A 16,215-nucleotide genomic window follows, 5' to 3' on the forward strand; every position below is an offset into this window, starting at 1 on the left:
GTGCTTCGCATTATACACCGCGTAACACAACGTAACAAGATAAATACTTAAAATTTGACATAAAAAATGCCCATCTAGCTGGGCAAGGGGTGGGAGGTCAGACTAGGGCAACTGCAAAACTACGGAGTGCTCGCAGCTCATGCCGCCAATCTCAAAGTCAGCCTGGTAGGGATAGTGGCTCTCGTTGGTGTCCTCGATCTTGGTGGCCTTGAACCGCTTGACGTTGGACTTCTTCTTCGCCCCGCTGCAGCAGTCGCGCGTGCCCGTTGCCGTGCCAATGAAGCGACGGATGGCAACGACAAGGATGGCGATGACGGCAGCGATGAGAATGACGTCGACTGGTTTCATGGCTTACTCCTATCTCCGCCCAGCAAGTCACCACGATGAAACGACAAAGCCGTAGCGACAATTTGTTAACGATGGATAACTATAACATCGCCGAGACGTACGAGGGCGCGGCAGGTGCCGCAGCGAATATGTGACTTAACTACGAGTCGAGGCCCATGCTGCTGAGAGAAACAGGCAGCGAGCTTGCAACCTTCCCGGCACACGCAATTACGTCACGGGCTTGCTCCGCTGGCGCGTAAGTTGGGTCGTGCGTACGCACGACCAAGGAAATCCACCAAGCCCCTGTCGTTCTCCCCAGTTGGGCGAGAGGGACATGGCAACAGACGAGAATCGTGCGTACGCAGGATGGTGGTTTCCTGCCAGCAGGAAGCTCCTAGAGGGCTGAATTGGCGGAGAGTCGCAGTCGTGTGTACGCACGATGTCGAGTTTTTGCCATCGGAGGCCACCACCCCCTACCGCTCCGCCATTAAACCGCAGATTTCCCTCAGGTCGAGGCCCGTGGACCCGCTGTGGACCCGCTCACCTGCGCCACTCACGCGTCCGCGTCCGTAAAGCCCTCGTCCTCCACCAGCGCATCGCCATCCGCCGCCAACGTGGCAAGCTCGTCGCAGCGCTCGTTGAGGTCGTGCCCGGCGTGGCCCTTCACCCAAATAAAACTCACGTCGTGCGGCGCCATGGCGGCCAGCAGGCGGTTCCACAGGTCCATATTCATGACCGGCTTCTTCTCCGCCGTCTTCCAGCCGCGACGCAACCAGCCGTCGATCCAATGCTGGTTGAAGGCGTCCACCACGTACTTGGAGTCGGAGTGGACCTCCACGCTGCACGGCCTCGCGAGCGCCTCCAGGGCGGCGATGACCCCCATGAGTTCCATGCGATTGTTGGTGGTGTGGCGATACCCCTGCGAGAGCTCGCGGGTGTGGGTCTTGCCAGCGGGGTCGGTGTAGAGCAGCACCGCCCCATAGCCTCCGTTACCGGGATTGTGCCGAGAGGATCCGTCAGTGTACACCACCACGCTCATGCGCTTCCCTGCCATACGTCCCCTACTTCGCGTCAGCCCATGTGGGACCATACGAGACCTCGGCGATGAGCGGCACCTTGAGCTGGGCCACGCCCTCCATGGTCTCCTTTACCAGCACGGATGTCGTGCCTATCTCGTCCTTAGGCACCTCAAGGTCCAACTCGTCGTGAATCTGCAGCGCAAGCTTGGAGCGCAGCCCCTCCTCGGCCAGGCGCCTCTCCACGCAGACCATTGCGATCTTTATGATGTCCGCTGCCGTCCCCTGCATGGGGTGGTTCATGGCCGTGCGCTCGCCAAAGGCCACAAGCTGCTTATTTCTCTGCGAGAACTCCCTGATGTGGCGCTTGCGGCCGTACATGGTGATGGCATAGCCGTGCTCGTGTGCAAATGAGACGGACTGGTCGAGGTAAGCGCGAACGCCTGGATACGCCTCAAAGTAGCGGTCGATCATCTCCTGCGCCTCGGCGCGCGGGATCTTGAGCGAGGTGGCAAGTCCATAGGCCTGCTGACCGTAGACAATGCCAAAGTTCACGGCCTTCGCACGACTGCGCAGCTGAGGGGTGACCTCCTCTACGGGAATCCCAAAGACGCGTGCAGCAGTTGTTGCATGGAAGTCCGCGCCCTCGTTGAAGGCCGCAATGAGGTGCTCGTCTCCGGAGAGGTGGGCAAGCAGCCTCAACTCGATCTGTGAGTAGTCGCAGGCGAGAAAGACCGAACCCTCCGGCACCGTAAAGGCGGTGCGCACGCGATGCCCCAGCTCGGAGCGGGTGGGGATGTTCTGCAGGTTGGGATCAGAGCTCGAGAGACGCCCCGTGGCAGCCACGGTCTGGTTGAACGTGGTGTGGATACGCCCGTCTCCCTTGACGAGCGCCGGCAGCGCATCCAAGTACGTGGACTTGATCTTGGCACGCTCACGGTACTCCAGCACCTTGGCTACCAGCTCGTCTGTCTGGGCAAGGTCGGCCAGGACCTTGGCGTTCGTGGAGTAGAACCCACGCTTCGTGCGCTTCATCCCAAAGGTGGGAAGCTTCCGCACATCAAAGAGGATGTTCGAGAGCTGCTGCGGAGAGTCGATGTTGAACTCCTCCCCTGCCATGGCGTATATGTCGGCAACCATCTGGTCAATCTCGGCGCCAAGTTCGGCAGACTGGCGAGCAAGAATGCCGGGGTCCACCGAGAGGCCGATGCGTTCCATCTGCGCAAGCACCGGCAGGAGCGGCATCTCCATCTTGTTCATGACGTCCGCGGAGCCGTCGTCGGCAAGGCGCTGCGCAAGCACGGGCACAAGGAGCCTTACGGCAACGGCCTCGATTGCTGCGAGGGGCGCCGTGCCCTCCTCCGGAAGCGCAGGCGAGAGGAACTGTTCGGCAAGCCCACGCACCTCAAAGGACGGACGGTCGGATTCCAGCAGGTAGGCTGCCACACCTACGTCGAAGATGCGCTCAGAAGACACTTCTTTCGCCGCCATGGACTCAGGCAGCGACGAGTCAACCGGCGAGAGATGGTGGAAGAGCGCCTTGACGTTGCCCGAGGCCACGTGACCCTCCGCAAAGGCGAGCTTGAGCGCGGCATCCGCCATGTCTCCGGAAAAGCGTAGCAGCGTATCGCCGGAGGCGGAGACCCACAGCGTGTAGCCTTGCGAGAAGAGCGTGCCCGCAGACGGGTCCTCCTCGACGGCGCAGCCGAGCCACTCCTCGCCCTTGACCACATCCTTGAGTGCCGAGAGGGCGGCATCGTCCTCGAGAGGCTCCGGAATCGAGACGGTCGCTGGGACCGAGGGTGTCGCGTCGTTCTCGCCCACGCCGGCAACGGTACCGCTCTTCGCGCCAGCAGCCGCAACGCTACCAGCAATGCCGCCCAGGCGTGCCAGTCTGCCCGTGAGCCCCGTGAACCCAAGCGCCGAGAAGGCCTTCGTGACCTCGGCAGGGTCAAAGGTCGGGAACTTGGCGTCGGAGAGCTCGATGTCGATGGGGGCATCGGTGCGGATAGTCGCGATCTCGCGGGACAGGAGCGCGTCATCCACGTGCGCGCGGAGGTTCTCGCCCATCTTGCCCTTGACCTCGTCTGCATGGGCAATGACCTCGTCGAGCTTGCCGTACTTCACGATGAGGGCTGCGGCCTTCTTGGGGCCGATGCCCGGCACGCCGGGGATGTTGTCCGACGAATCTCCCTTGAGACCGTAGAAGTCTGGCACAAGGTCGGGCGTGACGCCGTGGTAGAGGTCATCGACGCTCTCGGGGGTCATGACCTGGACCTCCGAGACACCCTTCTTGGTGGAGACGACTTTCACATGGTCGGTGGCAAGCTGGTACATGTCGCGGTCGCCGGTAAAGAGCAGCATGTCGTAGCCTGCTGCCTCGCCACGCCGCGCGAGGGTGCCTAGGATGTCGTCTCCCTCCCAGCCCTCGAGCTCGCAAACGGGCACGTCAAGGACATGGAGCAGGTCCTTCACCATGGGGAACTGCTCGTGAAGGGCGGGGTCCATGGGAGGGCGCTGCGCCTTGTACTGGGGGAGCTTCTCCATGCGGGCCTTTGGCTTTCCCTTATCGAAGGCACAGATGACGCCATCCGGGTGGAAGGACTCCACCATCTTGACGAACATGTTGAAGAACCCAAACAGGGCGTTTGTGGAGCGTCCGTCCGGCGCGGTCATGGGCTGCATGATGGCGTGGTAGGCACGGTGCATGAGCGAGTTGCCGTCGATGACGGCGATGGTGCGGCAATGCGGCTCGGCCACAGCGGTCGCAGTGGTCTCCTCGGATGCTGACATGAGTAATCCCCTCTCGTGTTTGACCAATCCATTCTACCGGGGAGCCGGACGGAAATTGCACGGCAGTTGCAGCTGGCGGAGAGATACACTGAGGAAGGCAGGCTTGGCCCATCTCACGAAAAGGCGCAAGTACACCACAGCTCCATGTTGTGGTACAGGGAAAAGTCATCGAACCCGAGGCGCTCAGATGCCGTTTGTTCGCCTGAGCAGACCCTCTCTAACAGCTCGAGAAGGCGTCTCCCCTCTTCGCGAACGCTTCTCCCCTGAGTTATGACCCCAGAGGCATCAAAGTCGATGTTTTCTCTCATGGATGAGTATGTTTCGTCATTGCCGGTCACTTTTATCACCGGTGCCAGTGCACAGCCCGTGGGAGTTCCCCTGCCTGACGAGAATACGACGACTTGGGCACCACCGGCAACCATGCCCGATACCGATTCGATGTCATACCCAGGCGTGTCCATGATTACGAGCCCCGGATGGGTGGGTCGAGCGCCATATTCAATGACCTGCTGGACATTGGTGGTGCCTCCCTTGCTTATGCCGCCAAGTGCCTTCTCTTCTAGCGTGCTAAGGCCACCCCTCATATTTCCCGGAGAGGGATTCGCCCCACGGACATCAGCCCCCGAGGCAACCAGATCGTGCTCAAGCGTTCCAACCAGTCGCAAGATGTCATCGCGCACGCGAGGCGTTGCTGCGCGACGGGCAAGAATGTGCTCTGTCCCGATGAGCTCGGTCGTCTCGCCCAGCAGGACCGTTCCCCCTGACCGAACAACGGCATCACTCACGACCCCAATCGTTGGGTTTGCCGCTATGCCACTCGTAGCATCAGACCCACCGCAGTTCGTACCAAGAACGAGGTCCCCTAATCCCATAGGAGTCTGAGCTGCGTCTGCGGCCTGCGCGACGAGTTTTCTGACAAGCGCGCGTCCCCTCTCAATCGCTGCGCTGGAGCCGCCCTCCTCCTGGATTGTGATGTCATAGACTGGCTTTTCAGAGAGGTCTCGCATGCGTTTTGCAAGCCCATGGGGCTTCGTGGTTTCGCATCCAAGGCCCACAACCACAGTGCCAAAGACATTTGGGTTCTGCGAGAGGTTCACGAGGCAACGGGACATCATCTGAGCGCTTGCCCCAAGCTGGCCGCAGCCCTTTGCATTGCGAAGCGATACAACGCCCGGGAAACCCCTAGCGATACGGTCCGCAACGTGATTTGCACACCCAACGCTCGAGAGCACAAGGACGTAGTTGCGGACACCGTATCTGCCGTCGGGCCTGAGGTAGCCCCTCACCTGCCAACACCAACTTTCGCGCTCACGATATTGTGCGTGTGTACGTAATCACCGCGAGAGATTGGCGCGCTGACAATGCCTATTACCTCGCCGTATTTGTGGAGAGGCTCACCGACGCACAGGCTGCGAAGCGCTACCTTGTGAAACCGGGGGACATCCCCATGGGCCTTGACTTGGTCGACTTCAATGCCCTTCGTATCGTACACGTCAATCATCTCTCCGGCCCATGCAGGCATGAGGACACAGGCCACATCGTCTCTATCGCTCATGCAAAGGGCTCGGACACTGTGGCCATGCGCAGCATTCATTTCCCCATCACTCCTCATCGCCCCCACCCATCGACGCCCCCTCCTCTGCGAGCCGCTCTCTTACCTCGCGTTCACGACGCCTCTGCTGACGCTCGAGACGCTCTCGGCCCCTTTTCGAGTGAGTGGCCAAGCTATCTTGGAAGCCCGTGCAGACGATAGATGGGTTATAGCGAGCGGCGAGCACGGAGATGTCATCGAATGCTTGCTCTATTCGCTTACGAGAGACCCACATGCCCGAGAGTTCGAGGGCGAAGTAGCCCCTGCCGTCGTTTTGCTCAAGCATCTGCCTCTGCTCTTTTGAGATTCCGTCTATCTCATCAAGCGTCTTGAAACCGACCACGTCCAGCATGAGGGCTTCGTTGTTAGCGGCCTTCAGGTCTATTCGCTCAATGTTGGCCCAGGGCAATGAGACTATGTCATCCTCTTTCGAGTAGTCCGTAACCCCCTCTGAGTCAGCCTTGAACAGGACCCTGGGGTGCATGAGCTCCCGCATATTGTGGATAATGCCAAGTAGGGCAACGACTGCAACGACATAACACAGGATTGCAACTACCACATCGTCAGCAACTGTTGCTCCCAGCCATGTGAACAATACGCCGAAGGCGCCATATGCAACCGATATGGACGCGAGCTTCCCCGCGTCGGTGCGAACGACAACATCCTGCATGCTCTTCCTCCCGAACTACGTGTTTGATTGCTTGATGATCGCGATGACCTCCTCGAGGTCATGAGGTTTGTAATCCGCGTATCTACCTGCGTCATGCGGGTCTGGCAAACCAACCAGCATTGGGTAGCCCTCCTCAAGGACGCCCAATCGCGAAACGTCGTCAAAAATGAACCCGCTCTGGAACCCACCCGCACGGGCGGCTTCAATACCCGCACGCGAGTCCTCTAGAACAAGCGTCTCCGGTGGGGCAACACCAAGACGAGTGGCCGCAGCCTCGAAAATCTCCGGATCGGGTTTTCCATGCGTGACCATATCTCCGCTCACAATAACGGGAAAGGCATGGATGAGATGTTCGGTGGCAAGAAGCTGATGGATCTTCTCCCTTTTGGTAGAGCTTGCCAAAGCGTAAGGAATTCTCATCTCGTTGAGAAAACAGATGAGCTCAAGCAGCCCCGGCTTCTTGCCGGCGCGACCACGCTCGCGGAGGATGGCGTCTTTTTGCTCGTTGATGTAAGCCCGCCATCCCACTATGTCCTTGTCATCACCAAACACGCGCCTAAGCTCAGCGATGATTTCAGGCTCGGTACGCCCCCCAACATCCATGTGAAGACGCTCGTTGACCTGGAATCCATACCTCTTCCCAGCACGAAGGTATGCTTCATATCCTATTGACTCGGTGTCGAGTGTGAGCCCATCCATGTCAAACAGGACGGCACTCACGTGTCCGCGTGGCATGAAAACCTCCGGTTGCAAAGCGGTGCCATCCCGCAATGTCGCAAGACAGCACCGCATCCTTACTACATTCTGGCACCAGCCCATCCAGATGGTTAGCCCCTCGGCGCGGGCTCGTTCTTCGCGTTGACAGGCTCCTCTCCCCTGACGTAGCGCTCAACGTCATCGACGCACTTCTCGCCCATCTCGGCAAGACACTCACGCGTATACGCAGAAATGTGAGTTGTCACAAGGACCTTTGGATGATTGAAGTATGGGTCGTCAGGTTTTGGCGGCTCGTCATGCATGACGTCGATGGCTAGGCCGGCAACAGTTCCATCCTCAAGGGCCTTAAGCATGGCACCCTGGTCGATGAGGTCCGCGCGTGCGTTGTCGACTACATACACGCCCCTCTTCATCTTGGCAAACTGCTCCTTGCTAAGGATGTGGTAAGAGGTGGAATTGAGGTCGGCATTGAGGGTGAGCACATCGCAGTTTCTCACGACAGTGCCCAAGTCGGTGTATTCGACGCCCAGAACGTCCGCCCAGTGATCGAAGTGCTTGGGATCGCAGGCAAGGACGCGCATGTCAAAGCCTCGCCTGAGAATCTCAACGACCCTGCTGCCGATGTTTCCGCAGCCAATGATGCCAAGCGTCTTGCCGGAGAGGCCATTGCCCAGGAAACTAGCGCGCTCCGACCAACGTCCCTCCTTTGCAGCCACGTGGGAGTCGCTCACGCGGCGCATACAGTCCATGAGGGTTGCCACGGCACCCTCTGCGACCGCGTCTCTCTCGACCCTGGGGGATACCGTGGTTACGAGAGTACCACAGGCAGCGGCGGCATCGACGTCAACGTTGTTGTAGCCGATCCCATGCCTGCTCAGGAGGAGAAGGTCGCGCTTGCGGTCAAAGAACTCCTTGTCGAAGAAGGGGGTCACCGATGCAATGACGATGTTGAAGCCCCCAAGTGCTTGGGCAAGCTCCTTGCCATGACAGTCACCGGGAACCATAACCCTCTGCACCGTGCCAATCTTCTCCAAGCGCTCGATATGCTCAGGGAAATGCTGCCCGAACGAAGACGAATTGACTATGGCGATCCGATACTCCATATCCTTACTTCCCCATCTTCTTGGCTGCATCAGCCATCGAGAGCCTCTCGCTTGATGGAATGTTCTGGAAATAGACTTCGACGCCCTTATCGGAAATCTCCTTGAGGTCTTCGTAGTCCTTATCTGAGAGGTATACGGTCTTGATCACCTGAACGGTATTGGGCTTGTTGCAGACGTTGCCCACATCGACAGAGGTAATTGGCACACCACCTTCGACCGCTGCCTTTACATAGTCAGCGTTCTTGAAGACCAGCATGAGCTTGCGATTGCCAAACTGGTTCTTCTCGTATTGCCTCACAAGCCCTTTTGCAGAGAACACTTTGATCTTGAGTCCTCCAGTGGACTGAGTGGACTCATAGATCTCTTTCATGAACGGATCTTTTGCAGTGGCATCGTCAACAACATAGATCGTGTTGGTGCCGTTGCCCTTTGACCAAACCTGCATGACTTGTCCATGGATAAGACGGTCATCGATTCTTGCCAGGTTGATGGTTGCCATTTGTATTACCTGCCTTATCTTCTACTTCTTGCCGAGCAGGGTTGCCCTGTCTTTCACAATGACGCCATCCCGGCCTGCCTGTGCGCCAGCGCTGACGAGACCATCGAGGTCCTCCGTGTCATGGATGTCCTGGACCAACTGGACGAGCATGGGCATATTGGCGCCAAGCATGACCTTGCAGTCGCTCTTGCCGAGACAGGACAGCGCAACGTTGCTGGGGCTACCTCCAAACAAGTCACAGCACACAATCGTATCGACACCGTCGGCGTCGTTCTTCGCAAGCGCCTCGAATGCCCTTTCCCTCAGGTCATCGACGGATTGCCCGGGAAGAAGCCCCATAGCCGTGATGTAGTCCTGCGGCCCCATAATCATCTCGACGCTCTTCACAAGCTCCTCGCCAAAGCGACCGTGGGTGATGACGAGGACTCTTCTCTCCTTCAACAGATGACCTCCCGTAGACAGACGATAGATGGTTTCCTTTGGGTGTCACTAGAGGACGTTCACAAGCCCAAGGGCGAGAAGCACGATGGTATAGATGATCATTGCCTTCGTAATCTTCAGGCCGTTCTTCTTGAAGTACAGGTAGAGGAAAACAACGGCGAGAAGCGGCAGGAATCCAGGCAGGATTCCGTTGAGGATCGTTTGGATGGCGAACGTCTTCCCAGAGAGCTCGAAGGAGATCGGGGTGCTGACCTTTACGTAGCTTGCGGCAAGGATTCCCATCATGAACAGGCCGAGGACGCCCAAGCCATCAATGACGGCCTTGATCTTGGAACCCTTCATGACCTCAAGGGCAGCACGACGGCCCATCTTGTAGCCGAGCCTCACAAACGCAAAGCCGTAGATGAACGTTGCAGCCGTAAAGCAAATCCACGGGAGCAGGGCACCCCAAGCACTGCCTTGCTGAGCAAGCGGCAGGAACATTGCAATGAAGATGTACTGGACCGTGCCGGAGTCGATGGAGTCTCCAATGCCGGCGAGCGGGCCCATGAGGCCAACCTTTGTAGCATTGATAATCTGCGGGCCAATGGCATCCTCGACCCTACCCTCGTGAAGTGCCTTCGCGCGCTCTTCCTCGAGTGAGGCAACGATTCCGGTGATAAGGCCTTGTCCCCAGATTGCCTGCGTGTTGAAGAACACCATGTGACGCTGGTATGCCTCGCCGAGCATGACCTTGTTCTTATAGAGCTTCTGGAGGATCGGCATGAGACCAAAGAGGAATGCCGGCGCAATCATACGGTCGAACGAGTGTGGAACCTCGTTTGCCCACCATCCGCGGAACCAAGCGTGAAGCAAATCGTGCTTTGTGATCTCCTCCGGTGCGTTCTCGTCGCCAAGCATAAGGGCCGGATTGCCCTCGATGATGCCGTCAGCGTTGAGATAGTCATGATAGTCGTTAGAGAACGTCTTTTCGGAAGTGCCTGTGGCTGCGGTTGCAACCTCCTGGCCATTCTTCTCTTCACTCATAGCAGTGCTTTCCCTTCTCGTCTGTCTTAACTGGGAGAGTCGTCGCTTCGCAGCTAATCCTCATCGTCCTCGTCGTCCTTGTCCTCTTCCTTCCTTGCGGTGAAGAGGGTGTAGAGGAAAGCGATGATGATGCCGAAAGCAGCCCAGGTAACAGTCGTAATGCCGGACATGGTGACATCAAGAGAGGCAGCGGAGCTCACGTTGTTGATTGCCGTGACAAACTGGCTGGCAGTGACAACCAGGAAGTAGCCCAGGAAGAAGAAGGGCAGGAGCTTCTGGTTGCCAATGACGTGCATGGTCACTGCGATACCGAGGGCAGCAAGTCCGCCACCAACCGTGTTGAGCGCGTGCAGCACTGGACCGTTGCTAATCGAGTTCATGAAGTCGGAAATAACAGGAGCGCCAAGGTATAGGGCGATGAACATGGTCGGCACGAACAGGGCGAAAGAAATCATTGTGGGAACTGCACCAATCCAGAACCCAAGCCTTCGGCTGTCACCCTCTGCCGCATAGACATCCATCTTCTGGATCGCAAAGGTGTTCAGGAAGAAACGGAGCTGGTAGAGATAGCTACCAAGAAGTCCAACAGGAACCGCGATGGCGACGGCTGCGTTTGGGTCGAGATTTCCAATGACTGCCGCAGAGACGGCGACTGCAGCTGAAATCGAGGGCTCAGAGGGAAGCGGGCCACCAGGCGCGACAACACCCATGTAGATGAGCTGGATGGCAGCGGTAGTGACCATGGCCGTCTCCATATTGCCCAAGACGAGACCGACCCACATTCCTGTCATGAGGGGAGAGAACCTCATCGTCAGAGTCGCATAGCCCAGGGCTCGAGACTCGATTGCGGCAACAAATACCGCAATAAGCAGTGCTTGTGTAATGCTCATACTCTCACCTTTCATTCGCCATGTCTGCCCACGCGGCAGACACACAGACACGAACCGGCATCGAAACGACAAGGGCGCGATGGTCTAGACGAGCTTCTCCCACGTGTGGTGGAAGGACTCATCGTGCGGGCGGTCGTCGCGACGGAACGTGTGCGCGCCGAACCAGTCACGCTGCGCCTGGCACATGTTGGCCTCAAGCCTCTCCGAGGTGTAGCCGTCGAAGTACTGCAGCGAAGCCGCCATCGTCGGGATGTAGAGGCCGCACTCGATTGCCCTAGCCACAACGCGGCGGTAAGCGGGGATGGCGGCCCTGATCTCATCGCGGAACTCGTCCGCGAGGATGAGGTTCACGACCTCCTTCCCCTCGCTGTACGCGGCCTTGATGCGGTCGAGGAAGCCGGCGCGGATGATGCAGCCCTCGCGCCAAAGAAGGGCGATGTCGCCGAGCTTGAGGTCCCAGCCGTGCTCGTCGGAGGCCGCGGAGAGCAGCTGGAAGCCCTGGGCGTACGCGATGACCTTGTTCGCGTACACCGCCTGCTCGAGGTCGGCAAGGAGGGCCTCCCTGTCCTCGACGTGAGTCGCCGGCCTCTCGGGGAAGACCTTGGCCGCGTCGACGCGCTGGCTCTTGATTGCGGAGAGGTTGCGGGCGAAGACCGCCTCCGCCATGGTCGGGATGGCCATATGCATCTCGAGGCCGTCGATGGCCGTCCACATGCCGGTACCCTTCTGGGCCGCCTCGTCCAGAATGTGGTCGATGAGGTCATCCCCGGTCTCCGGGTCCTTCTCGCGCAGAATCTTGTAGGTGATTTCGACGAGGAACGAGTTGAGACGACCCCTGTTCCACTCCTCGAAGACGTCTGCCATCTCGGCGTTGCTCATCCCGAGGAGCCGCTTCATAATCCAGTAGGCCTCGTCGATGTTCTGGATGTCACCATACTCGATGCCGTTGTGCACCATCTTCACGTACTGGCCAGACCCCTCTGGCCCGATGTAGTCGCAGCACGGAGTGCCATCATCGGTATGGGCGGAGATATCGGTGAGGAGCTTCGCCAGATACGTGTCGTACAGCCTCTTGTCACCGCTGGGCATGATGGAAGGGCCAACGAGGGCGCCCTTCTCGCCACCGGACACGCCCATCCCAAAGAAGTTGATGCCCCTCTCGGCATAGTGGTCCATACGACGCTTGGTGTCCTTGTAGTACGAGTTGCCGGCATCGATGACAATGTCGCCTGGCTCGAGGTGCGGGAGAAGCTCGTCGGTGACCGCATCCACGACAGGCCCGGCCTTGACCATGAGGATTATCTTTCGAGGGGTTTCGAGGGAGTCGCAGAACGACTCAAGGTCATACGAGTCGCTTACGAGCCCTTCCCTGCCCCCATGTCCATGGACGCGACCCTCCATGAACTTTTTGGTCACGTCGCCATGCCTATTGAAGACAGAAACGGAATACCCTTTGCTGGCGATGTTCAAGGCAAGGCTCTGCCCCATGACGCCCATGCCAAAGACCCCAACGTAACTACCCATCGTGCTCCTCTCGTCGGCAAAACTTGGCTACGTACCGACATGCACTATGACGCTTGTTCAACTAATTTTTTTCGTTTTTTCCATAAACGGCGAAATATTTTTTGTGAACGTCAGGTCAAGGGGCTCCCCTGCCCTCGTCTGCCCACCCATGAGCGGGAGGCGACATCGATGCATGGGAAGATTGCGGCATTCGCCAGCCCTAGCCGTAGTAGGAACGTTTACCTGCTAACGTTTCCTTATAGTATCGCCTGACAAGATGCGTCTTTTGGCAGGCGGTTGCTTCGAAGTTTCAGCGAGATCCACTCTGGAAGTGCGCTGTCATTGGGAATGTAGGAGTTTGCCATGCCTATCCACAACAGCTCGGTTTTGCTAAAAATCAAGGCTGCCATGCCATCCTTCTCCTCTAAGGAGAAGGAGATCGCAGAGTACGTTACCAACAACCCTGACCAAGCCTCGCTCATGACCATCTCAGAGATGGCATCGACCCTTGGCCTTGCGGACTCAACCATATTCAAATTCACGAAGAAGCTCGGTTACCAGGGTTTTCGTGACTTCAGAAACGATCTTCTCACCGATGCGTACAACCCAGAGATCTCTGTCCATGAGAACGTGTCAAGCAGTGACTCTGCAATAGAAATTGCAAACAAGGTTTTCCGCTCTTCCATAATGTCTCTTGAGGACACGGCGAAGCTTTTTGACGCAGATGACCTTGAGATGGCAGTAGAGTTGCTGCTCAAAGCAAGGCGCATTTCCTTTTATGGGAGTGGAGAGTCTAACGCCGTAGCATATGACGCCTACCAAAAGTTCCTTCGCTCCCCTATCGAGGTTCAATTTGCCTCCGACTATCACGTCCAACTTATGCAGGCATCCCTTCTTGAAGAAGATGACTGCATTTTCGCAATCACGCACACGGGTCTCTCAGAGAGCATGATTGAGATTTCCAGAATTGCAAAAGATGCCGGTGCCCAGATCATTGCGGTGACAAGTTACCCCTCAAAGTATCTAGAGCGCTATTCGGATGTCATCCTGCTCTCCGCGTCTGAAGAAACCGGGTATCGCTCCGAATCGCTTTCGAGCAGGATATCCCAGCTTGCCCTCATCGATTCTCTCTATACGACCGTCATGTTTCGCAAGCCGGGGGTTCCCGAGTCCCTGCACGCCATCAGATCTGCCATCAGCCTCACCAAGCTGGATAATCCTGAGAACTATATGTCGCAGCTGTAAGCTGTACGCCTTCGCAAAGCCGTGCGAGTGCAGCCCTTGGCAGAAATGTGGCCCTGGCTGTCTCTCCCCAAGGCAGCCAGGGCCGTTTGCCATTCGCTCCACGAGTCCCACCAGCTCATAGGTGCGAAAATAGGTAAATGGCACCACTCTCCTAGGCCATCTCGCGGACGGCATCGTGAAGCCGCTTGCGGTCTGCCGGGTCGGTGCTTGTGAAGTGTCGAGAGTTCGCGATGTACTCCTCGATCTTGTCCATGTTCCCTTCGGTCGGCTCGATACCAAGGTCGGAAAGAGTGAGCGGCAGGTCCATGCTGCGCATTAAATCGCGCAGCTCGGCCTCCTCGTCTTCCTGGCCGTTGAAGTAGAGCTGGCAGAAGAGCCCAACGCCGACTATCTCCCCATGGATTGCGCTGGCTGCCTCCTTGGTGAAGATGGTACGCACGCCGTCGTAAATAACGTGCGCGAGTTCTGACTGCTTGAAACTCTTGGTGGTATTTGCGATGACGCCTGTCACCGGGACGTTCATGAACGCCACATCATAGAGCGTTTTTGTGGCCTTATGCTGTCTGTTATCCTCGATTGCCTTGAGAGCATTCTGCTCAAGCACGGAATATGCATAGCACGCAATGCTGTAGGCTGAGAAGATATCGATGGGGGTCTCCTCCTCCTTCAGGGCAGGCTTCCCATTAAGCATCTCGATGCGCTTTGCCATCGCGTCCACGATACCTGCAGCGTTATAGCGGATGGGACAACCTGCAATCACATCCATGTCCATGAGGCAGGCGTCGACCTCGTGGTCAAACCTCCAGCTGAGCTTCTTGCCGCCTTCTGGGGTATACATGACGCTCATGCAGGTAAATGGTGCACACGTGGAGGCCGAGGTGGGCACGTTAACGGTTCCTAGATTAGCAACCTCGCCGACCGCCTTGGCGAGGTCCATAATCTTTCCCCCACCGATACCCACAATTTCCTGGGCACCATAGGAGCGCGCCTTGTCGGCAAGGATCTTTGATTCCTCGAAGGAGCACCAGCCGCCGAATATCTCCAGTTGAAAATCGATGCCAGAGGCATTCATGCTGTTCGTAAACTTATCCTTGACCGCATCCCATGCACACGGGCCTGTAATGACAAGGACCCTGCGTCCAAAGCGGCGAATCTCCTCACCCATATGGTCAAGTAGGCCGCCCTCCTGCCGATACCTTCCCGCACCAAACTTTATTGCGCTGTCGAGTTTAGTCGTGCTGCTTGCCATGAGCTTTGCTCCCCTCGTTTGCCGGTTGAGCGGCAACTGCGCCGTTCACACCTCGAAGCCGGTGCTTACAGACCCCTGACCTCACGAACCACCTGCGCTGCCTCGGCCGACTTACGCTCCACCTCGCTGAAGTCGCCATTCTGGAAGAGCGCTGGCCTCACCATCCACGTGCCGCCGGCCGCAATGATTGCCTTATCTGCCAGGTAATCTCGGAGATTCTCAGCGTTAACGCCACCGGTTGGCATAAAGCGATGACCAACAAACACCGAGGCCAGGGCATCGATAGCCTTAAGGCCACCGTAAATGCCAGCGGGGAAGAACTTAGTCACCTCAATGCCCCTGTTAACCAATGCAGTAAGTTCCGCGGGGGTGACGCCAGCGGGAATCACGTCGACTTCGTTCGCCAGGCACCAGTCGACAACCTGAAGGTCGAAACCAGGGCTCACTATGAACTTCGCTCCGGCGTCCACCGCCCTCTTCGCCTGGCCGAGGTTCAGAACGGTCCCCGCACCAACAAGGACGCCCTGGCAGTCGTTGGCAATAGCATGAATGCAGTCAGCCGCTGCAGGAGTTCTAAACGTAACTTCGGCTGCAGACAGTCCCCCCTGCTTAAGCGCATTGCCCATTGGGATGGCATCCTCGACCTTCTCAAGGACAACAACCGGCATTACGCCGATCCTCTCGACGCCTTCGTAAAAACCGTCTTGTCTCATATACTTGGCCATGTGCGTCTCCTTGGTTCTGCGCCAACCGGTACATCGCCCATTATAGAAAATTTTTTTGTTTTTAATTAGCTTATAAGAAAATTTTCTTTGTTTCTGGCATTCTACCCGTTTGGGGGCTTACGGCTACCGCTCGGCACTATGGAGCGCCCTGCGGGAACCCCTCTTGATGTGCCTTGCCAGCCAATCGCATGCATGGAGGCATCGATCTGCCCTTCGTTGCACAGCTTTGGCCATCCCGTGTATCGAACTGCCCCCCCGTTGCACGTAATTTCCGGCGAAGCGATAGCATCGGAATGCAGACGCCACAACATGTAGTACACGCGTGTGCGCCTATACCTGTACGCAGTCCCGCTACTCGACCCATCCCCAGAATCACGCGTGACGAAGCGGGTTTTGGCGCAGACGCGGAGCTTGATACCC

16 protein-coding genes are annotated in these 16,215 nt (G+C 57.6%); 1 reads left to right on the forward strand and 15 read right to left on the reverse strand.

What is annotated here, in order from left to right; translation table 11 throughout:
* Positions 1–102: 102 nt before the first annotated feature.
* The 13 genes from E0E00_RS10980 to gndA form a co-directional block, all read right to left on the reverse strand.
* On the reverse strand, positions 103–348 hold the full coding sequence (locus E0E00_RS10980) for a hypothetical protein (protein ID WP_130812535.1): 246 nt from the start codon (positions 346–348) through the stop codon (positions 103–105).
* A 532-nt stretch (positions 349–880) separates the two neighbouring features.
* Positions 881–1,381 carry a ribonuclease HI gene (gene rnhA / locus E0E00_RS10985; protein ID WP_130812536.1) on the reverse strand — a complete coding sequence of 167 codons (501 nt, stop codon included), beginning with the start codon at positions 1,379–1,381 and terminating at the stop codon, positions 881–883.
* A gap of 7 nt (positions 1,382–1,388) precedes the next feature.
* Positions 1,389–4,136, reverse strand: coding sequence for a DNA polymerase I (gene polA / locus E0E00_RS10990; RefSeq protein WP_130812537.1), 2,748 nt, complete (start codon positions 4,134–4,136; stop codon positions 1,389–1,391).
* A 113-nt stretch (positions 4,137–4,249) separates the two neighbouring features.
* A complete protein-coding gene (locus E0E00_RS10995) occupies positions 4,250–5,422 on the reverse strand; it encodes a UxaA family hydrolase (RefSeq protein WP_130812538.1) in 1,173 nt (390 codons plus the stop codon).
* The gene (locus E0E00_RS15435) at positions 5,419–5,748 is read right to left on the reverse strand and encodes a UxaA family hydrolase (RefSeq protein WP_130812539.1); all 330 of its coding nucleotides are present in this window, start codon (positions 5,746–5,748) and stop codon (positions 5,419–5,421) included. Before E0E00_RS15435 ends, E0E00_RS10995 begins: the two co-directional genes overlap by 4 nt.
* A complete protein-coding gene (locus E0E00_RS11005; RefSeq protein ID WP_130812540.1) occupies positions 5,738–6,397 on the reverse strand; it encodes a hypothetical protein in 660 nt (219 codons plus the stop codon). The genes E0E00_RS15435 and E0E00_RS11005 overlap by 11 nt, the downstream gene beginning before the upstream one ends.
* Positions 6,398–6,412: 15 nt before the next feature.
* Positions 6,413–7,132: an HAD family phosphatase gene (locus E0E00_RS11010; RefSeq protein WP_165443674.1), complete on the reverse strand. Its 720-nt coding sequence runs from the start codon at positions 7,130–7,132 to the stop codon at positions 6,413–6,415.
* Between the two features lie 92 nt (positions 7,133–7,224).
* On the reverse strand, positions 7,225–8,217 hold the full coding sequence (locus E0E00_RS11015; RefSeq protein WP_130812542.1) for a D-isomer specific 2-hydroxyacid dehydrogenase family protein: 993 nt from the start codon (positions 8,215–8,217) through the stop codon (positions 7,225–7,227).
* 4 nt (positions 8,218–8,221) lie between these two features.
* Positions 8,222–8,716 carry a PTS sugar transporter subunit IIB gene (locus E0E00_RS11020; RefSeq protein ID WP_130812543.1) on the reverse strand — a complete coding sequence of 165 codons (495 nt, stop codon included), beginning with the start codon at positions 8,714–8,716 and terminating at the stop codon, positions 8,222–8,224.
* Between the two features lie 21 nt (positions 8,717–8,737).
* Complete coding sequence (locus E0E00_RS11025; protein ID WP_165443675.1) at positions 8,738–9,157, reverse strand: PTS sugar transporter subunit IIA; 420 nt, start codon at positions 9,155–9,157, stop codon at positions 8,738–8,740.
* Positions 9,158–9,205: 48 nt separating this feature from the next.
* Positions 9,206–10,183, reverse strand: coding sequence for a PTS system mannose/fructose/sorbose family transporter subunit IID (locus tag E0E00_RS11030; protein WP_207302724.1), 978 nt, complete (start codon positions 10,181–10,183; stop codon positions 9,206–9,208).
* A 53-nt stretch (positions 10,184–10,236) separates the two neighbouring features.
* Positions 10,237–11,073: a PTS sugar transporter subunit IIC gene (locus E0E00_RS11035; RefSeq protein ID WP_130812545.1), complete on the reverse strand. Its 837-nt coding sequence runs from the start codon at positions 11,071–11,073 to the stop codon at positions 10,237–10,239.
* An 84-nt stretch (positions 11,074–11,157) separates the two neighbouring features.
* The gene (gndA, locus tag E0E00_RS11040) at positions 11,158–12,597 is read right to left on the reverse strand and encodes an NADP-dependent phosphogluconate dehydrogenase (RefSeq protein ID WP_130812546.1); all 1,440 of its coding nucleotides are present in this window, start codon (positions 12,595–12,597) and stop codon (positions 11,158–11,160) included.
* A gap of 342 nt (positions 12,598–12,939) precedes the next feature.
* On the opposite strand from gndA, the gene E0E00_RS11045 reads away from it, so the two are divergent.
* Positions 12,940–13,821 (forward strand): MurR/RpiR family transcriptional regulator, encoded by an 882-nt coding sequence (locus tag E0E00_RS11045; protein WP_130812547.1) that lies wholly within the window; start codon positions 12,940–12,942, stop codon positions 13,819–13,821.
* A 151-nt stretch (positions 13,822–13,972) separates the two neighbouring features.
* Here the strand turns inward: E0E00_RS11045 and E0E00_RS11050 are convergent, their stop codons facing one another.
* Together E0E00_RS11050 and eda are read right to left on the reverse strand one after the other, a co-directional pair.
* A complete protein-coding gene (locus E0E00_RS11050; RefSeq protein WP_130812548.1) occupies positions 13,973–15,070 on the reverse strand; it encodes an iron-containing alcohol dehydrogenase family protein in 1,098 nt (365 codons plus the stop codon).
* Between the two features lie 65 nt (positions 15,071–15,135).
* A complete protein-coding gene (eda, locus tag E0E00_RS11055) occupies positions 15,136–15,795 on the reverse strand; it encodes a bifunctional 4-hydroxy-2-oxoglutarate aldolase/2-dehydro-3-deoxy-phosphogluconate aldolase (RefSeq protein WP_130812549.1) in 660 nt (219 codons plus the stop codon).
* Between the last annotated feature and the right edge of the window lie 420 nt (positions 15,796–16,215).

This window comes from Olsenella sp. Marseille-P4559, from assembly GCF_900605015.1.
Lineage (GTDB): Bacteria > Actinomycetota > Coriobacteriia > Coriobacteriales > Atopobiaceae > Tractidigestivibacter.